Origin of the sequence: Streptomyces sp. DT2A-34, assembly GCF_030499515.1 — a bacterium.
Classification (GTDB): Bacteria; Actinomycetota; Actinomycetes; order Streptomycetales; family Streptomycetaceae; genus Streptomyces.
Genome location: NZ_JASTWJ010000001.1, coordinates 8,013,935 through 8,032,453 on the forward strand (window position 1 = coordinate 8,013,935; position 18,519 = coordinate 8,032,453).

The window sequence follows — 18,519 nt, forward strand, 5'->3', positions numbered from 1 at the left end:
GGCCCGGCGCCGTCGCGGTGCCGGGCCCCTGTGTACGTAGGGCATCAGATACGGCCCATCAGGCCTCGTCGTGCATGTCCGCCGCCTCGACCTCTTCACGGGTGACGCCCAGCAGATACAGCACCGTGTCCAGGAACGGCACGTTCACCGCCGTGTGCGCCGCCTCCCGCACCACCGGCTTGGCATTGAAGGCGACGCCGAGACCGGCCGCGTTCAGCATGTCCAGGTCGTTGGCGCCGTCGCCGATCGCCACCGTCTGTGACAGCGGCACCCCCGCCTCCGCGGCGAACCGGCGCAGCAGCCGCGCCTTGCCCGCCCGGTCCACGATCTCGCCGGTGACCCTGCCCGTCAGCTTCCCGTCGACGACCTCCAGCGTGTTCGCCTGGGCGAAGTCGAGCCCGAGCCGTTCCTTCAGATCATCCGTGACCTGGGTGAACCCACCCGAGACGACCCCGACTTGATAGCCGAGCCGCTTCAGCGTACGGATCAGCGTGCGCGCGCCCGGCGTCAGCCGCACCTCGTTGCGCACCTTCTCCACCACCGAGGCATCCAGCCCCTCCAGCAGCGCCACGCGCGCGTGCAGCGACTGTTCGAAGTCCAGCTCCCCGCGCATCGCGGCCGCCGTCACCTCGGCCACCTTGTCCTCGCAGCCGGCGTGTGCCGCGAAGAGCTCGATCACCTCGTCCTGGATGAGGGTCGAGTCCACGTCCATGACGACCAGGCGCTGCGCACGCCGGTGCAGACCGGCCGCGACGACCGCGATGTCGACACCCAGTGCCGCCGCGTCGGTCACCAGGGCGGTGCGCAGCGGCTCCGTCTCCACGCCGGACACCGCGAACTCCACCGCCGTCACGGGGTACTTGGCGAGCCGGAAGATACGGTCGATGTTGCCGCCGGACTTGGTGATCCGGGCCGCGATCGCGGCCGTCGCCTCCGCGGTGAGCGGGTGCCCGAGCACGGTCACCAGAGAGCGCCCGAGGCCGCGTGGCCGGTTGTCGCCGAGGCCGGAGATGATCTCCGCCTGCATCTTCATCGACTCGGCCCAGCTGTGGACGGTCGCCCGGAGGTCCCCCTCCAGCCCGGCAGGAGGCTGTGTCACGAGCGCGCACAGCGTGATCCGGCCACGGGTGAGGACCTGCTCGATGTCGACCACGTCGACGGAGTACGCGGCCAGCGTGTCGAAGAGGCCGGCCGTGATGCCCGGCCTGTCCTTCCCGAAGATCTTGACGAGAAGGGTGGGGATGTCGGAGGTCTGCGAAGCGCTCATGGTGCTTCCACCGTATCCGGCACCCAGTGCCTGCCGCCGCTGAGGTCCGTCTAGCGGACACGGAACAGTGGGTGTCGGCAGGGTGGCGTGAGCCTTACATTCGGGCCACGGCTGGCCCGGACCTGTGAACCGACCAGGCGTACCTGTGAGCGGGGCCACTGACGCGCGCCGGACGTGACTGCGGATGTGGCGGGCTGGACCGAGGGCGTAGGAGGACCGCGCCCCACCCCGGCTCGGGATCAGGAGTGCCCCTTCGGCCTCCCCGGCGGCGGGGGAGGGGGTGGCGGAGGCGGTGGCGGAGGCGGTGGCGGAGGCGGTGGCCCTTCGCCCGCTCCGGACGACGACCGGTTCCCACGCGGCCGAGGCGGGCGGGACGACCTCGGGGGCGGTGCGAACGGCCGGGCGACGGTAGGGGCGCCGTACATGTCGTCGCCACCGGGGCGGGGCGGCTCGCCGTACTCAGGGTCACGGGGCTGAGGGGCACGGGGCTGCCACGCATCGTCGCGCCCCCACCCCGCATCACGCTCCGGCGCCTCGGACGACCGCGCGCTCCCCGGTGGCGGGGCCGTGCCCGGCGGCCGCGCGTCCTCCGGCTCGCGCGGGTGGTCCGGCGCACGCAGATACGGGTTCGTCGCCGGGTTCGGTGGCCGGTACGGCGTGCCGGGCGTGTACGGCCCGGACCGGCTCCCATACGACGAAGCGCCGGCACCCTCGGCCGCCGGTCCCGCCGGTCCCGCCGGTCCCGAGCCACCCGCCCACGCACCGCCCGCCACCTCACCCCGAGCCGGCGGCGCCGCCCGCTGCCCCGCGGCCCCCGTCGCCCAGGCCAGCAGCGCCCCCACGGCACCCGCCCCCGCGCCCCAGGCTGCCCCCAGGAGCAGCGCCATACCGAGGTTCCCTCGCAACTGCACCCCGGCGCCGAACGCGTCGAAGCCCAGCACCGACAGTGAGGCGTCCACGGACAACTCCGTCAGCCACGCGAGCAACGGCAGCGTCAACGCCGTGGCGATGCCCAGCCGCAGCGCACACTGCCCCGCGAAACCGAGGGGCCCTGGATCCCGTACGCCCCCGGAAGCCGGACCTCCTGCGGCGCCGGCTCCTGATGGCCGTACGGCATCCGAAGTCACCCCGCCTCGCAAGCCCGGAGCCTCGCCGGACCCGCCGCCCCCGCCCCTGCCCCCGTGCTGGCCGCCCCCGCCCCCCACCCCCAGCGGCGTCCGCACCGCCGTAAGCACCCCCGCGAGCAGCATCATCAGCGCCGCCGCGACCCCCAGCAGCCACACCCGGCCGTCCAGCTCCGCCAGCCTGCTCAGCGTCACGGACTGGTCGGCGCCGCCGTTCAGGAGGTCGTCCAGGGGAGCGGGCAGCAGCCCTGCCAGCACCCCTGTCGCCCTGCCGTCGAACGGCACGAACAGGCCGATCGGGATGCCGAGCCACACGCCGTTCGGGGCGCCGAGCAGGGCGGCGCCCGCGATCCGCTGGGGACGGTCGTCGCCGATCGCCGCGTACGCCGCGGCCGCGACCCCGGCGGCGACCCCCACCAGCAGGACCGTGACGAGGGCGGACGCGGCGGGGCGTACGACGCGGTGCACGGCCTCCCAGCCGCGCGGCAGCGGGGTGCGGCGCGAGGCCAGCAGGGCGATCAGCAGGATGCCGGCGGACCAGCCCATGCCGCCGAGGAGTGTCGGTGCGGTGTCCACCGTGAAGCCGACCGCCGCCTTCGCGTCGATGAGGTCACCGATCTGGTCGGGCAGCAGCCCCCCGATGCCGCCGATGTCCCCGATGCCACCCACCCCAGGGATCTCGATTCCGCCCCCGTCCCCGCCCCCGCCACCACCGGGCAGGTCGTCGAGCCCCAGCGAGCTCCCGTCGATCGTGATGACGTCGTGTCCCGCCCAGGCCAGCCCGCCCAGCATCGCCACGAACAGCGCCACCACCGCGCCCGCGCGCGCGAGGAGTTCGGCCGGCGCGATCACAACTCCCGCGCCCCGCAAGGACCGTAGGAAGAACCACGACAGCAGCACCGCGCCGACCAGGCTCACTCCCAGTGGCGTGATCTCGATGGCGGTCGCCGCCTCCGCGCCCGTCAGCCCGAAAGCGGACACATCACCGGACGGCGTGACGGAACCACCCGCCCCAAGGGCCACCGCCGCCGCCGTCATCGGGCCCAAAGAGCCCGCCGCGTCCGCCTCCAGCAGACGCAGACCGAGTGCCGCCGTGCCCGCCATTCCGATCAACGCCCAGCTCACGGAGGCGATCGCGGACAGCAGGATGTCTCCCCACGGCAGCCGTGTGCCGTGCCTCGCGGACTCGACGTTCGTGGACGCGCTCATGGCAGACCCCCCGATCCGCGGCGCGGCGGCTGTTCGCCGCGCATGTCCCCCTCGCCTGGATTACCACTTTCCGGACTGATTTCAACCCCGTCAACGGAACCAGTCGAAGCGCGCGGGCGTGCTCCTCACAAGGCCCGACTTTCGGTCAGGGGGCGGAGCCTGAAATAGTTCCTGACGATGTTCGACATCCCTAGACTCCCTGTGTTGGGGGTAACTCGGGGGACTACTCAGTGGGGCATGGAGTGCCGGAACTCGTACTGGAATTCAACGGACGGACCTGGACGCTCGATCCGTCCAGGTCCTACAACCTCGGACGCGATCCGCAGGGCGACATAGTGTTCGACGACGCCAGGGTGTCCTGGCGGCACGCCACCATCAGCTGGAGCGGCCGTAGTTGGGTCATCGAGGACAACGGCAGCACCAACGGCACGTTCGTGCACGGCCAGCGGATCCACCAGCTGGAGATCGGCCCCGGCTCGGCCGTGCACCTGGGCAACGCGACCGACGGACCGCACCTGAGCCTCTCCGGCACCGCGGCCGCCGTCGCCTCGCCGCAGGCCCAGCCGCAGCAGCAGCCGTACGCCGCGCAGGGCGCGCAGGCGGGCTGGGCCCAGCAGGCACCGGCTCCCCAGCAGGCACCGGCCCAGCAGACTCCGTACCAGCAGGCCCCGCAGGCGGGCTGGCAGCAGCCGCAGCAACAACAGCCGCAGTCCGTCGCGAAGGTCCCGCAGCAGCAGGGCCCCGGTGGTGGCGCGGGGGCGCCGCCGGTCTACGGCGACCGCAGCCCCACCACGTTCCACCAGTTCTCCGTCGGCCGTGTCATGCGCATCGGCCGTGCCCTGGAGAACGAGCTGGTCGTCTCCGACCTGCAGGTCTCCCGCCACCACGCCGAGTTCCACTCGACGCCCGACGGCCGCATGGAGATCCGCGACCTCGGCTCCCACAACGGCACGTACGTCAACGGCCAGCCGATCGCCAAGGGCGGCTCGGCGATGCTCGGCCCGGCGGACATCGTCGGTGTCGGTCACTCCACGTTCCGCATCGTCGGCGACCGCCTCGAGGAGTTCGTCGACACCGGTGAGGTCTCCTTCTCCGCGCGCCACCTGACCGTCACGGTCGACGGCGGCAAGCAGATCCTCAAGGACGTCTCCTTCGGCGTCCCCGAGAAGTCGCTCATCGCGGTCATCGGCCCGTCCGGCTCGGGCAAGTCCACCCTGCTCAAGGCGCTCACCGGCTACCGCCCCGCCAACCAGGGCGACGTCCTCTACGACAACCGGAACCTGTACAAGCAGTTCGCTGAGCTGCGCCAGCGCATCGGTCTGGTCCCGCAGGACGACATCCTGCACAAGGAGCTGACCGTCAAGAAGGCCCTCAAGTACGCGGCCAAGCTCCGCTTCCCCGCCGACACCACGGCCAAGGAGCGCGAGGCGCGCATCGACGAGGTGCTGCGCGAGCTGAAGCTGGACATCCACAAGGAGAAGAAGGTCACCTCCCTCTCCGGCGGCCAGCGCAAGCGCGTCTCGGTGGCCCTGGAGCTGCTCACCAAGCCGTCGCTGATCTTCCTCGACGAGCCCACGTCGGGCCTCGACCCGGGCATGGACCGCGATGTCATGCAACTGCTGCGCGGCCTCGCCGACGACGGCCGTACCGTCCTCGTCGTCACCCACTCCGTGGCCGAGCTGGCGCTGTGCGACAAGCTCCTGGTGATGGCCCCGGGCGGCGCGGTCGCCTACTTCGGCCCGCCCGAGGAGGCGCTGAACTTCTTCGGCTACGACACCTGGGCCGACGTCTTCTCCGCCTTCGAGAACTACCGCGACTACGACTGGGCGGGACGCTGGAAGGGCTCGCAGCACTACCAGATGTACGCCGCGGACATCGACGCCGTCGCACCACAGTCCGTACAGATGCCGCCGATGCAGGCGATGAAGCCGCCGAAGCCCCAGGGCTGGCTGTCCCAGTTCCTGACCCTGGTGCGCCGCTATGTCTCGGTGATCGCCTCCGACAAGGGGTTCCTGGCCCTGATGGTGATCCTGCCGGGCGTCCTCGGCGCGGTGAGCCTGCTCATCGACTCGGGCAAGGACCTGCTGCCCAACCCGGCCAACCCGCAGACCGGCCGGATCATCCCGAACGGCACGGCCACCACCGTTCTGCTGATCCTCGCGGTCGGTGCCTGCTTCGCCGGCGCCGCGAACTCCGTGCGTGAGCTGATCAAGGAACGCGTCATCTACGAGCGGGAGCGCGCCACCGGCCTGTCCCGCTCCGCGTACCTGATGTCCAAGGTGTTCGTGCTCGGCATGATCACCGTGCTGCAGGGCCTGATGGTGGGCGTGATCGGCTTCGCCAGCCGGGAGATCCCCGAGGAGGGCCTGGTCCTCGGCAATCTGACGCTCCTGGAGCTCTCCCTGCCGATCATGGCGCTGGGCTTCACCTCGATGATGTTCGGCCTGATCATCTCGGCGCTGGTGAAGACCGCCGAGAAGACGATGCCGCTGCTGGTCATGTTCGCGATCATCCAGGTCGTCTTCACGGGCTGCCTGTTCGCCCTCAACGGCTCGATCGGCGTCAACCAGTTCTCGTACCTGATGCCGTCGCGCTGGGCGGTGGGTGCCGCGGGTGCCACGCTCGACTTCAACAAGATCAGCCCGCCCGACAACGGCGAGAGCAACGACCCGCTGTGGGAGCACACCGTCGGCGCCTGGACCATGGACATGCTCGCCCTGATCGTCCTCGGCGTGATCTGCGGCATCTTCGTGGCCCGCTTCCTGCGCCGGCACGAGCCCGAGGTCATGCGCAAGTAGCCGCTGTCGTACGACTGGTCCGTGTCGTACGAGGCCCGAAGGGCGGCACCCGGTCAGGAGGGTGCCGCCCTTCGGCGTACGGAGCAGAGGCCCGCGCCTACCTCGGTCAGTACGCGCTGTTGACGTTGTCGATCGAGCCGTACCGGTCGGCCGCGTAGTTGGCGGCGGCGGTGAGGTTGGCGACCGGGTCGTACTGGCTGAAGGCCGTGCCCGGGACGTGGTACGCGTCGAAGGTCGGCTTGATGACCTGCAGCAGACCGATCGACGGAACGCCGTTCTGGGCGTTGATGTCCCAGTTGTTGATCGCGTTCGGGTTGCCCAAGGACTCCCGCATGATGTTGCGGTAGAGGCCGTTGTAGGTGCCCGGGATGTCGTGCTTCTTCATGATGTCCAGGGCCTCGCGGATCCAGCCGTCGAGGTTGTTGGCGTAGGTCTTGGCGGCGACCGGCTTGACCTGGACCCGCTCGGTGGACCGGCTGGCGGCCTCCTTCGCCTTGCGCGCGGCCTCGGCCTTCTTCTTGGCGGCAGCCTCGGCGGCCCTCTTCTTGGCGGCGGCTTCGGCGGCCATGTGCTTGTCGTGGGCCACCGCGGCCCGGTGCTTGGCGGCGGCCACGGCGGCCTTGTGCTTGGCCGACATCTCCTCGGCCTTCACCTTGTCGCCGGCGAGCTGGTCGGTGACGCTGCCCTTGACGTCCTTTATCTGCTCACTGCTGTACGCCACCTGGCCCGCGGGGGCCTCGGCCGTGGTCGTCCCCGCGTTGCCGGGAACGGCCGAGAAGGCCAGGGCGGCGGCGCCGAGCGTGGCGACACCGGCGATCGCGATCTTGTGCCGCTTGTTCAGCGCACGACTGAGACCGCGGTTGTTGGTGTTCTTGAGCATGGCAGATGGACCTCTTCGAATAGCGCGGAGGTCGCTCGCTGTCCGACGGGGGACACGGGTGCTTCCTGCACAAACGCCGCGGGCGGAACCCGCGGCGTTGAGCGACGGCAGCCATTCTTAGCGGCCGCAAAATTGCCTGGCAAAGGTGTGACGTACGATCCTCGATAGTGGACCCGTGAAGGGCAAATCAGGACAGAAGGGACTGTCTGCCCCGCTCAAAAGGGATGTCGTTACCTACTACGGACTTTCGTACGTGACGTGCGCCCTATGTGCGGGCTCACATCGGCCCCGTAACAGTCTCACCAGGAGTTGCTGGCGCAATGCTCTGAGTGAGGGCTCTCCTCGGGGAGGATGAGGTGCACGTCGCCGAACTCGTGCCACAGGTAGAGCCCGCGCAGCGCCTCCTCGTAGCTGCGGTCGATCGGCGCCCGCCCGGCGACCGCCTCCAGCATCAGCAGATGCGAGGCCTCCGGCTCGTGCAGCCCGGTCAGCAGCCCGTCCACCACCCGCACCCCGCGCTCCGGGGTGACGACGAGATCCGTCCACCCTGCACGCGCGCGTACGACCCCGTCGGCGCCCGCCGCCGACTCCACGGCCCGCACGGCCGTGGTCCCGATGGCGACGATCCGCCCGCCTCCCGCCTTCGCCGCGTTGATCAGCCGAGCCGACGCCTCCGGTACCGCGAACCGCTCCGGATACGGCGGCTCGTGCGCCTCCGCGGAGGCCACCCCGGTGTGCAGCGTGATCGGCGCGAACTGCACACCCCGGCTCACCAGCTCCGTCACCATCCGCAGCGTGAAGGGCCGCGCCGCGCTCGGCATCTCCGCGCTGCCCGCCCCGTCGGCCGACGGCAGCGCGAACACCGTCTGGTAGACGGACAACGGCTGGTCCCGCTCCGTATAGGAGTAACGAATCGGCCGCCCGTGCTCCCGCATCAGCCCCAGGACTCCTGTGTCCTGGGGGCTGGTCCTCCCTGTGCCGGCCTCCTGGGGCCCGGCGACCCGCGCCCACCACAGCCGCTCGCTCCCCGCGCTCAGCGGCTCCTCCAGCACCAGCCGCAGCCCACCCGGCAACCGCACCTCAGCCCCCGCGGGCCCGCCCGCACGCGCGCGCGTGGTGCCCCGCTCGTCGGGATCCCGCAGCTCGACCGCCCACCGCCCGTCGTCCCCGCGCGTGGAGAAGTGCACCACCACGCGCGCGTCCCCGATCCGCCCGTCCACGGCGGCGGCCAGCGTCTCCGACGTGTTGACGACCAGGAGATCCCCGGCCCGCAGCAGCCGCGGCAGCTCGCCGAACGCGTGGTGCGACACCTCGGTCCCACGCGACACCAGCAGCCGTACGGCATCCCGGTCCAGCCCCGGCCCACGCTGCTCGGCCGGCACCCGGGCCGACAGCTCCTCCGGCACCTGCACCGCCAGCGTCATCGCCGTCCCTCCAACAGAGACGGAGCCGCGTAGCGGCCGCTCGCGGGACGCTCGTCCAGCAGCCGCAGGAAGGCCGGCACCACACCGGCCGGCGTCGGCCGTGGATCGTCGTCGTCCGGTACGGCCGACGCGTACAGGTCCGTGGCCATGTCCCCGGGATCGACCGCCCACACCCGCAGCCCCGGCTCCTCCTCGCCGAGCACCGCCGCGAGATGGTCCAGGGCGGCCTTCGAGGCCCCGTACCCGCCCCATGTCTCGTACGCCTCGACGGCCGCGTCCGAGCTGACGGTGATCACCGCGCCCGTTCCGGACGCCCGCAGCAGCGGCAGCGCCTCCTGGGCCAGGCCCAGCGCGGCGACGACGTTCACCTCCAGCGCCCTCCGCAGCCCCTCCAGGGGCAGCTCGTCCAGCCGTACCAGTGGCTCGGCGCCCAGTGCGCTGGCGTTGCTGACCAGCAGGTCGACGCCGCCCAGCCGCCATGCGGCCGCCACCAGCTCGGCCCTGTGCCCGGCGTCCGTGACATCCCCCGGCACCGCCGTCACGCGCGTGCCGTACGCCTGAAGCCCGGCCGCCGTCTCATGGAGCACCTCAGGGGTCCTGGCGTCGAGCACCAGATCCCAGCCGCGCGAGGCCAGCCCCTCGGCGAGCGCCCGCCCCAGCCCCTTCGATGCCCCCGTGATGATCCCTACCGGCATGACAACCGTCCCCTCGTCCCAGGCCGCCTCGGTCGGCGGTGTCCTCAACGTAGGAACCGGCAGACCCGCCCCGCCTCGGACGCGGGCCGCAAAGCCGCGGGGCCCTTCGTCCTACGCCGCGCACCCGGGGCCGTTCGCCCTACGACCCGGAACCCGGGACCAGAGGACTAGGACCGCCGCCCCAGTCGGCTGCCGTCACAGGTCCGATCCGCCTGTCATACCCCGCCGGTACCGTGAGGGCATGAGTCAAGGCCCCAGGTCCGGCCTCGCCGCGGTGAGCTCCGCGTTGCTGGCCATGAGCAGGCATCTCGAGGTGCGCGACGTCCTCAAGACGATCGTCGCCTCGGCCCGCGAGCTGCTCGACGCGCAGTACGCCGCGCTCGGCGTCCCGGACGACCATGGCGGCTTCGCCCAGTTCGTGGTCGACGGCGTCAGCGACGAGCAGTGGAAGGCCATCGGGCCCCTCCCGCGCCAGCACGGCATCCTCGCCGCGATGCTCCGGGAGGCCGAGGTCGAGCGCCTCGCCGACGTCCGCAAGGACTCCCGCTTCGAGGGCTGGCCGTCGGCCCACCCCGACATGTCCGACTTCCTCGGCCTGCCGATCCGCGACGGCGACGAGGTCATCGGCGCGCTGTTCCTGGCCAACAAGAACTGTCCGAAGCCGGAGGGAGGGTGCGGCTTCACGGAGGAGGACGAGGACCTCCTCGGCATCCTCGCCCAGCACGCCGCGATCGCCCTCACCAACGCCCGCCTCTACGAACGCAGCCGCGAGCTGACCATCGCCGAGGAACGCTCCCGCCTCGCCCACGAACTGCACGACGCGGTCAGCCAGAAGCTGTTCTCCCTGCGCCTGACGGCCCAGGCCGCCGCAGCCCTGATCGACCGCGACCCGTGCCGCGCCAAGGGCGAACTGCACCAGGTGGCCGCGCTCGCCGCCGAGGCCACCGACGAACTGCGCGCCGCGGTCGTCGAGTTGCGCCCCGCCGCCCTCGACGAGGACGGCCTCGTCGCCACCCTGCGCACCCAGATCCAGGTCCTCGACCGCGCCCACACCGCGCGCGTGACCTTCGCCGGCCGTGGCGTGAAGGCCCTGCCCGCCGCCCAGGAGGAGGCCGTACTGCGCGTCGCCCAGGAGGCCCTGCACAACGCCCTGCGGCACTCCGGAGCCGAGCACGTCGACGTGACACTGGACCGGCGTGGCAGCGGAGCCGTCCTGCGGGTCACGGACAACGGCAGCGGCTTCGACCCGAAGGCGATACGCCGAGCCGGCCGCCACCTCGGCCTGGTCTCCATGCGGGACCGGACGAGCGGCGTCGGCGGCACGCTGACCGTGGAATCGGCGCCCGGCAAGGGCACCACGATCGAGATGGAGGTCCCCGGTGGCTGACGCAATCAAGGTGCTGCTCGTCGACGACCACCAGGTGGTCCGCCGGGGCCTGCGCACCTTCCTCGAAGTGCAGGACGACATCGAGGTCGTGGGCGAGGCCGCCGACGGCGCCGAGGGTGTGGCCCGCGCGCAGGAACTGAAGCCGGACGTGGTCCTCATGGACGTCAAGATGCCGGGCATGGACGGCGTCGACGCCCTGCGCAAGCTCCGCGAACTCGACAACCCCGCGCGTGTGCTGATCGTCACCAGCTTCACCGAACAGCGCACGGTGATCCCGGCCCTGCGCGCGGGCGCCGCCGGGTACGTCTACAAGGACGTGGACCCGGATGCCCTCGCCGGAGCCATCCGCTCGGTCCACGCCGGCCACATCCTGCTCCAACCCGAGGTCGCGGGCGCCCTGCTGTCCCAGGAGGAGGCCAACTCGGGGCAGGGGAGGGCCGGTTCCCTGACGGAACGCGAGCGCGAGGTCCTCGGCCTGATCGCCGACGGCCGCTCGAACCGGGAGATAGCCAGAGCCCTGGTCCTGTCGGAGAAGACCGTCAAGACACACGTCTCGAACATCCTGATGAAGCTCGACCTGGCGGACCGCACCCAGGCCGCGCTGTGGGCCGTACGCCATGGCGTGACCGGCTGAAACGCTCTCCGCAGGACGTGACGGACGGCAATACGGAGGGTTCCGCTCCGGACTGAGATTCATACCGTCGTGGGAATGTCCCCCAGATGGCGCATCCTCCGGGCGTCTCCGCCGTTTTCCAGTGCGTGCTGCGGCGACTGCCGCGGCAATCGCAAGGAGGACTCAGAAGTGAAGAACCTGAAGAAGGCAGCGGCCGTGACGATGGTGGCGGGTGGCCTGCTGGCCGCCGGGGCCGGTATGGCCTCCGCCACCAGCGGCGCGCACGCCGACGGCAAGGCCGTGGGCTCCCCGGGCATCGGCTCGGGCAACCTGGTCCAGGCCCCGGTCCACATCCCGGCCAACGTGTCGGGCAACACCGTGAACGTCGTCGGCCTGCTGAACCCCGCCTTCGACAACCTGGCCGTCAACCGCTGACGACCACCCCGAAGCGAGCAGTGACCTCCGGCCTCCCGGGTTTCCCGGGAGGCCGGTCTGTTTGTCGAGGCTCGCTCAGCCTGCGGGCAGTCGTGCCGCTGGGGCGGCACGGGTGGGCGCAGGCGGCACCTCGTCGCGCCGAGTTGCGCGACCCATCACAGCGCCGCCCACCAGCACACCCGACGCTCACCTCACGCCCCGCTCCCGCTCCTCCACAACGGAGTTGTACGCAGCGACCTGCGCCCGCCGGGCAACCCGCTCCACCGGCCGCAACGCCTCAGCCCGCGCCCCCATCTCGGCGGAGCTGACCGCACCCCCGTGCCCGTTCTCATACGCCAGCGAAACCAACAACCCCACCCGCTGCGCAAGCTCCAGCACCCGCACCGCCCGCGGCGGATACCCCGGCGCCAACACCTCTCGCCCCCGCTCGGCCCGAGCCCGATACGCATCGATCGCCGCCTCGGCCACCGGCCCCGACCCGGCCACGTCCAGCCGCGCCAACACCTCCGTCGCATCCCGCAAGGCCTCGGCCAGCTCCCGCTCGGCCTCACCCAGCGACGGCACATCCGCAGGCGGCGCCTCCCGCACGGGCAGCACATGCCAGACGACCTCGACATGTACATCACCGTCGGGCCCGGCCTCGTACACCTCGGGCACCAACCCCCACGCGGAGCCGTGACAGATCACCGCCTCCTCGGCATCCAACGCCCGCGCATTGAACTCCGGCGGCCCGCTCAGCCCCAGCGGATGCCCCGGCGCGGGCAGCGCGACCCGCAGCCCGCTCACCCCGAGCGCCCGCAGCCGCCCCAGCGCCAGCGTGAGCCCGACGGGCGCCGACTCACCAGGCAGCCCCTCCACCCGGTGCACGGCATCGTCCCCGACGATCTCGAGCACAGCGTCATCCGGCGAGACAAGTCCGGACAAAAGGGCATTTCCCCAAGTGGCAAGGCGTCCTGAACGTGGTTCCGAGAGCATGCCCCCACCCTAAGGACAGGACCGATGGAATGAAGCGCCCGACCGGTGGCGTAGATTTCCTTGAGGGCTGCGCCCACAGGCGCACGCGACCACCGAGACGCCGAGACCGGTCACACTGCAAGGGGAGACAACGCGCTCATGAGCGATGTTCTGGAGCTTCAGGACGTATCCGTGGTCCGCGAGGGCCGGGCTCTGGTGGACCAGGTCTCCTGGTCGGTCAAGGAGGGCGAGCGCTGGGTCATCCTCGGCCCCAACGGCGCCGGCAAGACCACGCTCCTGAACCTCGCGTCCAGCTACCTCTACCCCACCCAGGGATCGGTCTCCATCCTCGGCGAGACCCTCGGCCGGCCCGGCACCGACGTCTTCGAGCTGCGCCCGCGCATCGGCATGGCCGGCATCGCCATGACCGAGAAGCTGCCCAAGCGCCAGACCGTCCTGCAGACAGTGCTGACCGCCGCGTACGGCATGACCGCCACCTGGAACGAGGACTACGAGGAGATCGACGAGCAGCGCGCCCGCGCGTTCCTCGACCGCCTCGGCATGAGCGAGTACCTCGACAGGAAGTTCGGCACCCTCTCCGAGGGCGAGCGCAAGCGCACCCTCATCAGCCGCGCCCTGATGGCCGACCCCGAGCTGCTCCTCCTCGACGAGCCCGCCGCCGGCCTCGACCTCGGCGGCCGCGAGGACCTCGTCCGCCGCCTCGGCCGCCTCGCCCGCGACCCGATCGCCCCCTCGATGCTGATGGTCACCCACCACGTCGAGGAGATCCCCCCGGGCTTCACCCACGTCCTGATGATCCGCCAGGGCAAGGTCCTCGCCGCCGGCCCCATGGAACTCGAACTCACCTCCCGCAACCTCTCCCTCTGCTTCGGCCTCCCCCTCATCGTCGAACAGGTTGGCGACCGCTGGACGGCACAGGGCCTCCCCCTGTCCTGACCCGGCCCTTCACCCCGCGAAACCCCGGTAAGAAGCCCCTTCAAACTGATCGGCGCCCTGTCCGCGACAGGGCCCGCAGCCCTACCATGACCATGTGGAAATCGACGCGTGGGTTTGGTGGTTGATCGGCGCGGCAGCGCTCGGCATCGGGCTCGTGATCACGGCGATGCCCGAACTCGGCATGCTGGCGGTGGGTGCCGTCGCGGCCGCGGTGGTCGCCGGCGTCTTCGGCGGTGACGCCGTCGTCCAGGTCGTGTCCTTCGTCCTCATCTCGACCGCACTCATCGCCGTCGTACGGCCCATCGCGAACCGACATCGCGCACAGCGACCCCAACTCGCCACCGGCATCGAGGCGTTGAAGGGCAAACAGGCCGTCGTACTGGAGCGGGTCGACGCCTCCGGCGGCCGGATCAAGCTCGCCGGAGAGGTCTGGTCGGCACGCTCCCTCGACACCGACCGCGCCTACGAAGTAGGCCAGGAAGTGGACGTCGTGGACATCGAGGGGGCCACGGCGATCGTCATGTGACCTCGCACGACGTAAGTGGCGCGAACGCGCCACGGGCCACGCGACGGTCTGTCAGACTCGACCAGCAAGATCTTCAACAACCGTAAGATCTGCCAAAGTTGCCGCAGCGGAGAAGGGGTACGGGGAAACGACGATGGAACCGGTCATCATCGTCTTGATCATTCTGGTGGTGTTGGTCTTCATCGCCCTGATCAAGACGATTCAGGTCATCCCACAGGCGAGTGCGGCCATCGTCGAACGCTTCGGCCGTTACACGCGGACACTCAACGCGGGCCTCAACATCGTGGTCCCGTTCATCGACACCATCCGCAACCGCATCGACCTGCGCGAACAGGTCGTACCGTTCCCGCCGCAGCCGGTGATCACCCAGGACAACCTGGTCGTGAACATCGACACGGTCATCTACTACCAGGTGACCGACGCCCGCGCCGCCACCTACGAAGTCGCCAGCTACATCCAGGCGATCGAGCAGCTGACGGTCACCACACTCCGTAACATCATCGGCGGCATGGACCTCGAACGGACCCTGACCTCCCGCGAGGAGATCAACGCGGCCCTGCGCGGCGTCCTCGACGAGGCAACGGGCAAGTGGGGCATCCGAGTCAACCGCGTGGAACTCAAGGCGATCGAACCCCCCACCTCCATCCAGGACTCGATGGAGAAGCAGATGCGTGCCGACCGCGACAAGCGCGCCGCGATCCTCACCGCCGAAGGTACGCGCCAGGCCGCCATCCTCACCGCCGAAGGTGAGAAGCAGTCCCAGATCCTCCGCGCCGAAGGTGAGGCCAAGGCCGCCGCCCTACGCGCGGAAGGCGAAGCCCAGGCGGTCCGCACGGTCTTCGAAGCCATCCACGCGGGCGACCCCGACCAGAAGCTCCTCTCCTACCAGTACCTCCAGATGCTCCCGAAGATCGCCGAAGGCGACGCCAACAAGCTCTGGATCGTCCCCAGCGAAATCGGCGACGCCCTCAAGGGCCTCTCCGGCGCCATGGGCAACCTGGGCGGCTTCGGCGGCGGTTCGGGAGGCAACGGAGCCTCCGGCAACAGCGGCACAGGCACGGAACGCCGAGAGAAGCCGCAGATCGACTGACACCGGGACAGTCGCACGAAAATGGGGCCCGCCTTCTTCACGAAGGCGGGCCCCAATGCCTTTAGGGGCGCGGGGAACTGCGCGACCAGCTACAAACAACCCGCAGCCAACGAACAACCTAGGAGCCCACGGCGAAGAGTCAGGCAGCGTCCCGAGCCAGCCAGTCCGGCAGCGCCTCAAAGTCCTCGGCCCCCAGCGCCAGCAACATCGCATCAGCCGGCGTCGGCTCGAACGGCTCCCTCAACAGCGGCATACCCGCCTGCTCAGGCGTCCGATCAGCCTTCCGATGATTGTCCTCCGCACACGAGGCGACCGTATTCAGCCACGTGTCCTGCCCACCCTGAGACCGCGGCACCACATGGTCCACGGTCGTGGCCCTGCGCCCGCAGTACGCGCACCGGTGCCTGTCCCGCACCAGAACACCCCGCCTCGACCACGGCGCTTGTCTTCGGAACGGCACCCGTACGTACCTGCAGAGCCGGATCACCCGGGGCGCCGGTATGTCGACCGCGGCTCCACGCATCCGCAGTTCGGGATGGGCCTGCTCGACGACGGCCTTGTCCTGAAGCACCAGAACGATGGCTCGGTTCAACGTCACCGTAGACAGCGGCTCGAAGCTCGCGTTCAGTACCAGCGTGTCCCGCATTGCAGCCCACCTCCCGTGCGCACCTGCCCACCCCCTGGCGGGCTGGGATCAACTCTGGCCGGGCACGCCGAGATGGACAACGAAATAAAAAATGCCCGCCCCTGATCACTTCCAAGACCAGGGGCGGGCAAACGTTCCATGAACGTCAGGCTTCGGCGGGCACCTCGTACTCACCGATCACATGGGCACGCGCGATCGCGTGGAACCGCAGGTTGAACCCGACGACGGCCGGGCTGGCGTCCTCGTCCGGTCCGAGCTTCTCCTGGTCCACGGCGTACACCGTGAACACATAGCGGTGCGGCCCGTCCCCGGCCGGCGGCGCGGCACCACCGAAGTCCTTCGACCCGTAGTCGTTCCGCGCCTGTACGGCACCCTCCGGCAGCCCCTCGAACTTGCCGCTGCCCGCCCCCGCCGGCAACTCGGTCACCGAGGCCGGGATGTCGAAGACGACCCAGTGCCAGAACCCGCTCCCCGTAGGGGCATCGGGGTCGTAGCAGGTCACGGCGAAGCTCTTGGTCTCGGCCGGGAAGCCCTCCCAGCGCAGCTGCGGCGAGGTGTTGCCGGCCGCGTAGACCTGAGCGTCCTTGAGGGTCCCGCCGGACTCGACGTCCTCGCTCGTGACCGTGAAGGACGGCACGGGCGGATGGAAGTCGTGGGGCAGCGGCCGCCTCTTGAGCTCGGTCACTTCGGTACCTCCTGACGAAACAGTGGAATCAGCGGTTCCGAGCCTAGGACCAGTTGCGCTTGCTGCCGACCTCGGACAGCCACTGGTTGAGATACGCCGCCCAGTCGGTCCCCTGGAAGTCGTTCAGCCCCACCTGGAACGACCGGAAGGTGTCGCTGCCCGCGCTGAACAGCCCCGGCTTCTTGTCCATCTCGAGGACGACGTCCATCGTGTGCTCGTCCGCGACGAAGCTCAACTCGACCTGGTTGATACCGCGGTACTGCTGCGGCGGGAAGAACTCGATCTCCTGGTAGAACGGCAGCTTCTGCCGCGTACCCCGGATGTGGCCGCGCTCCATGTCCGCGTTCTTGAAGCGGAAGCCCAGCTGGATGAAGGCGTCGAGAATCGCCTTCTGCGCGGGCAGCGGGTGCACGTTGATCGGGTCCAGGTCGGTGGAGTCCACGGCCCGCGCGATCGACAGCTCCGTCGTCACACCGATGTTCATGCCGCGCAGCGTCTGACCGTCGATCGTGGTGATCGGCGTCTCCCACGGGATCTCCAGCCCGAAGGGCACCGCGTGCACGGCCTGGGCCTGCAGCTCGAAGGCACCACCCAGCGGCATCTTCGTGAACTCGATGTCCTGCTTGTACTCCGAGTCCTGGCCCTCGACCTCGACCCGCGCCTGCAGGCCCACGGACAGGCCCTCGATGTCCTGCTTCACGGACCCGCCCTGAATCCGCACCTCACCCTGGACGACACCGCCCGGGACGACGTTGACTTCCGTCAGCACCGTCTCGACCGAAGCCCCGCCGGCCCCCAGGCTCGCGAGCAGCTTCTTGAACGCCATGACTCTCCTCTTTTCAGAGTGGATCCTTGATCCCTACAAACGCGATCCGGCCGTGGCCGGTTCCGCGCCCCACCCTGGCAAGGCGAACGCCCCCTGACCACCCCGTTGCGACCACCCGTCTGCACTACCCTCGGACGGCATGATCGTGACCCCCGACCGTACGCCCCTCCCCAGGAACTTCTTCGACCGACCCGTCCTGGAAGTCGCCCCCGACCTCCTGGGCCGCCTCCTGGTACGCACGACCCCCGACGGTCCGATCACCCTCCGCCTCACGGAGGTCGAGGCCTACGACGGCCCGAACGACCCCGGCTCCCACGCCTATCGCGGCCGCACGCCCCGCAACGACGTGATGTTCGGTCCTCCCGGACACGTCTACGTCTACTTCACCTACGGCATGTGGCACTGCATGAACCTGGTGTGCGGCCCCGACGGCCAGGCGAGCGCGGTATTGCTCCGCGCAGGCGAGATCGTCGAGGGCGCCGAACTCGCTCGCAAACGTCGACTCTCGGCCCGCAACGACATGGAACTGGCCAAAGGCCCGGCCCGCCTGGCCACCGCCCTGGACGTGGACCGAGCCCTGGACGGCACAGACGCGTGCGCCTCCGGCGAGACACCGCTGAGGATCCTTGCCGGCGCCCCCGCCCCCTCCGACCAGGTACGGAACGGCCCACGCACCGGCGTGGCAGGCGACGGCGGCAACGGGGACGTCCACCCCTGGCGCTACTGGGTCGCCAACGACCCGACGGTGAGCCCATATCGGGCGCATGTCCCGAGGCGCCGCCGAAGTTGACGCGCCTAGGGGAGGGGCGTAACGTGGCCCGAGCCGCTGAACCGGGTACTGCGAAGTCAGCAGCCGGAGCGGCCAACCCACTACCTGGCAACACCCCACAGCGGGGTCGAATTCGGTGTGTCCGCATGCCTGAATTCGGATCCGCAGAAACCCCGATTATGAATCGGGCGGGGGAATCGGCTAACGTAGTGAATGTCGAAAGGCCGACGGGCG

At 70.2% G+C, this 18,519-nt stretch carries 17 protein-coding genes; 8 read left to right on the forward strand and 9 right to left on the reverse strand.

Annotation, left to right across the window (positions count from 1 at the left end; genetic code table 11):
• Positions 1-58: 58 nt before the first annotated feature.
• Together serB and QQM39_RS35810 are read right to left on the reverse strand one after the other, a co-directional pair.
• Positions 59-1,267, reverse strand: a complete 1,209-nt coding sequence (gene serB / locus QQM39_RS35805; protein ID WP_302001729.1) for a phosphoserine phosphatase SerB — start codon at positions 1,265-1,267, stop codon at positions 59-61.
• A gap of 239 nt (positions 1,268-1,506) precedes the next feature.
• Positions 1,507-3,600 (reverse strand): streptophobe family protein, encoded by a 2,094-nt coding sequence (locus tag QQM39_RS35810; protein WP_302001730.1) that lies wholly within the window; start codon positions 3,598-3,600, stop codon positions 1,507-1,509.
• A 242-nt stretch (positions 3,601-3,842) separates the two neighbouring features.
• Here QQM39_RS35810 and QQM39_RS35815 point away from each other — a divergent pair, with 242 nt between their 5' ends.
• Positions 3,843-6,398 carry an FHA domain-containing protein gene (locus QQM39_RS35815; RefSeq protein ID WP_302001731.1) on the forward strand — a complete coding sequence of 852 codons (2,556 nt, stop codon included), beginning with the start codon at positions 3,843-3,845 and terminating at the stop codon, positions 6,396-6,398.
• Positions 6,399-6,504: 106 nt separating this feature from the next.
• Here QQM39_RS35815 and QQM39_RS35820 read toward each other — a convergent pair whose 3' ends face one another.
• From QQM39_RS35820 to QQM39_RS35830, 3 genes are all read right to left on the reverse strand, one after another.
• Positions 6,505-7,278, reverse strand: a complete 774-nt coding sequence (locus QQM39_RS35820) for a transglycosylase SLT domain-containing protein (RefSeq protein ID WP_302001732.1) — start codon at positions 7,276-7,278, stop codon at positions 6,505-6,507.
• Positions 7,279-7,577: 299 nt separating this feature from the next.
• Complete coding sequence (locus QQM39_RS35825; protein ID WP_302001733.1) at positions 7,578-8,702, reverse strand: S-adenosylmethionine:tRNA ribosyltransferase-isomerase; 1,125 nt, start codon at positions 8,700-8,702, stop codon at positions 7,578-7,580.
• Positions 8,699-9,397, reverse strand: coding sequence for an SDR family oxidoreductase (locus tag QQM39_RS35830; protein ID WP_302001734.1), 699 nt, complete (start codon positions 9,395-9,397; stop codon positions 8,699-8,701). The genes QQM39_RS35825 and QQM39_RS35830 overlap by 4 nt, the downstream gene beginning before the upstream one ends.
• Before the next feature lie 241 nt (positions 9,398-9,638).
• Between QQM39_RS35830 and QQM39_RS35835 the strand changes: the two genes are divergently transcribed.
• From QQM39_RS35835 to QQM39_RS35845, 3 genes are all read left to right on the forward strand, one after another.
• The gene (locus QQM39_RS35835) at positions 9,639-10,784 is read left to right on the forward strand and encodes a GAF domain-containing sensor histidine kinase (RefSeq protein ID WP_302001735.1); all 1,146 of its coding nucleotides are present in this window, start codon (positions 9,639-9,641) and stop codon (positions 10,782-10,784) included.
• Positions 10,777-11,418 carry a response regulator transcription factor gene (locus tag QQM39_RS35840; protein ID WP_302001736.1) on the forward strand — a complete coding sequence of 214 codons (642 nt, stop codon included), beginning with the start codon at positions 10,777-10,779 and terminating at the stop codon, positions 11,416-11,418. Before QQM39_RS35835 ends, QQM39_RS35840 begins: the two co-directional genes overlap by 8 nt.
• A 168-nt stretch (positions 11,419-11,586) precedes the next feature.
• Positions 11,587-11,832 carry a chaplin gene (locus QQM39_RS35845; RefSeq protein WP_302001738.1) on the forward strand — a complete coding sequence of 82 codons (246 nt, stop codon included), beginning with the start codon at positions 11,587-11,589 and terminating at the stop codon, positions 11,830-11,832.
• Positions 11,833-12,018: 186 nt separating this feature from the next.
• Here the strand turns inward: QQM39_RS35845 and QQM39_RS35850 are convergent, their stop codons facing one another.
• Entirely contained in the window at positions 12,019-12,807 is a 789-nt protein-coding gene (locus tag QQM39_RS35850; RefSeq protein WP_302001739.1) for a hypothetical protein, read from the reverse strand.
• Positions 12,808-12,945: 138 nt separating this feature from the next.
• On the opposite strand from QQM39_RS35850, the gene QQM39_RS35855 reads away from it, so the two are divergent.
• The 3 genes from QQM39_RS35855 to QQM39_RS35865 all read left to right on the forward strand — a co-directional run bounded on the left by QQM39_RS35855 (position 12,946) and on the right by QQM39_RS35865 (position 15,359).
• Entirely contained in the window at positions 12,946-13,743 is a 798-nt protein-coding gene (locus QQM39_RS35855; RefSeq protein WP_302001740.1) for an ABC transporter ATP-binding protein, read from the forward strand.
• Between the two features lie 94 nt (positions 13,744-13,837).
• A complete protein-coding gene (locus QQM39_RS35860; RefSeq protein ID WP_302001741.1) occupies positions 13,838-14,269 on the forward strand; it encodes an NfeD family protein in 432 nt (143 codons plus the stop codon).
• 133 nt (positions 14,270-14,402) lie between these two features.
• Positions 14,403-15,359, forward strand: coding sequence for an SPFH domain-containing protein (locus QQM39_RS35865; RefSeq protein WP_302001743.1), 957 nt, complete (start codon positions 14,403-14,405; stop codon positions 15,357-15,359).
• A 139-nt stretch (positions 15,360-15,498) separates the two neighbouring features.
• On the opposite strand, the gene QQM39_RS35870 is transcribed toward QQM39_RS35865, so the two are convergent.
• The 3 genes from QQM39_RS35870 to QQM39_RS35880 form a co-directional block, all read right to left on the reverse strand.
• On the reverse strand, positions 15,499-16,005 hold the full coding sequence (locus QQM39_RS35870) for an HNH endonuclease (RefSeq protein ID WP_302001744.1): 507 nt from the start codon (positions 16,003-16,005) through the stop codon (positions 15,499-15,501).
• Positions 16,006-16,150: 145 nt separating this feature from the next.
• Positions 16,151-16,690 (reverse strand): YbhB/YbcL family Raf kinase inhibitor-like protein, encoded by a 540-nt coding sequence (locus QQM39_RS35875; RefSeq protein ID WP_302001746.1) that lies wholly within the window; start codon positions 16,688-16,690, stop codon positions 16,151-16,153.
• Between the two features lie 43 nt (positions 16,691-16,733).
• A complete protein-coding gene (locus tag QQM39_RS35880) occupies positions 16,734-17,516 on the reverse strand; it encodes a sporulation protein (RefSeq protein WP_302001747.1) in 783 nt (260 codons plus the stop codon).
• A gap of 139 nt (positions 17,517-17,655) precedes the next feature.
• Here QQM39_RS35880 and QQM39_RS35885 point away from each other — a divergent pair, with 139 nt between their 5' ends.
• Positions 17,656-18,306, forward strand: a complete 651-nt coding sequence (locus tag QQM39_RS35885) for a DNA-3-methyladenine glycosylase (RefSeq protein ID WP_302001748.1) — start codon at positions 17,656-17,658, stop codon at positions 18,304-18,306.
• Positions 18,307-18,519 lie beyond the last annotated feature (213 nt).

Bases quoted from the DNA above. Each gene is read 5' to 3' on its own strand.
- QQM39_RS35870 (WP_302001744.1), bottom strand. From the start codon at position 16,005: ATGCGGGACACGCTGGTACTGAACGCGAGCTTCGAGCCGCTGTCTACG.
- QQM39_RS35810 (WP_302001730.1), bottom strand. From the start codon at position 3,600: ATGAGCGCGTCCACGAACGTCGAGTCCGCGAGGCACGGCACACGGCTG.
- QQM39_RS35850 (WP_302001739.1), bottom strand. From the start codon at position 12,807: ATGCTCTCGGAACCACGTTCAGGACGCCTTGCCACTTGGGGAAATGCC.
- QQM39_RS35880 (WP_302001747.1), bottom strand. From the start codon at position 17,516: ATGGCGTTCAAGAAGCTGCTCGCGAGCCTGGGGGCCGGCGGGGCTTCG.
- serB (WP_302001729.1), bottom strand. From the start codon at position 1,267: ATGAGCGCTTCGCAGACCTCCGACATCCCCACCCTTCTCGTCAAGATC.
- QQM39_RS35865 (WP_302001743.1), top strand. From the start codon at position 14,403: ATGGAACCGGTCATCATCGTCTTGATCATTCTGGTGGTGTTGGTCTTC.
- QQM39_RS35820 (WP_302001732.1), bottom strand. From the start codon at position 7,278: ATGCTCAAGAACACCAACAACCGCGGTCTCAGTCGTGCGCTGAACAAG.
- QQM39_RS35855 (WP_302001740.1), top strand. From the start codon at position 12,946: ATGAGCGATGTTCTGGAGCTTCAGGACGTATCCGTGGTCCGCGAGGGC.
- QQM39_RS35885 (WP_302001748.1), top strand. From the start codon at position 17,656: ATGATCGTGACCCCCGACCGTACGCCCCTCCCCAGGAACTTCTTCGAC.
- QQM39_RS35830 (WP_302001734.1), bottom strand. From the start codon at position 9,397: ATGCCGGTAGGGATCATCACGGGGGCATCGAAGGGGCTGGGGCGGGCG.
- QQM39_RS35835 (WP_302001735.1), top strand. From the start codon at position 9,639: ATGAGTCAAGGCCCCAGGTCCGGCCTCGCCGCGGTGAGCTCCGCGTTG.
- QQM39_RS35825 (WP_302001733.1), bottom strand. From the start codon at position 8,702: ATGACGCTGGCGGTGCAGGTGCCGGAGGAGCTGTCGGCCCGGGTGCCG.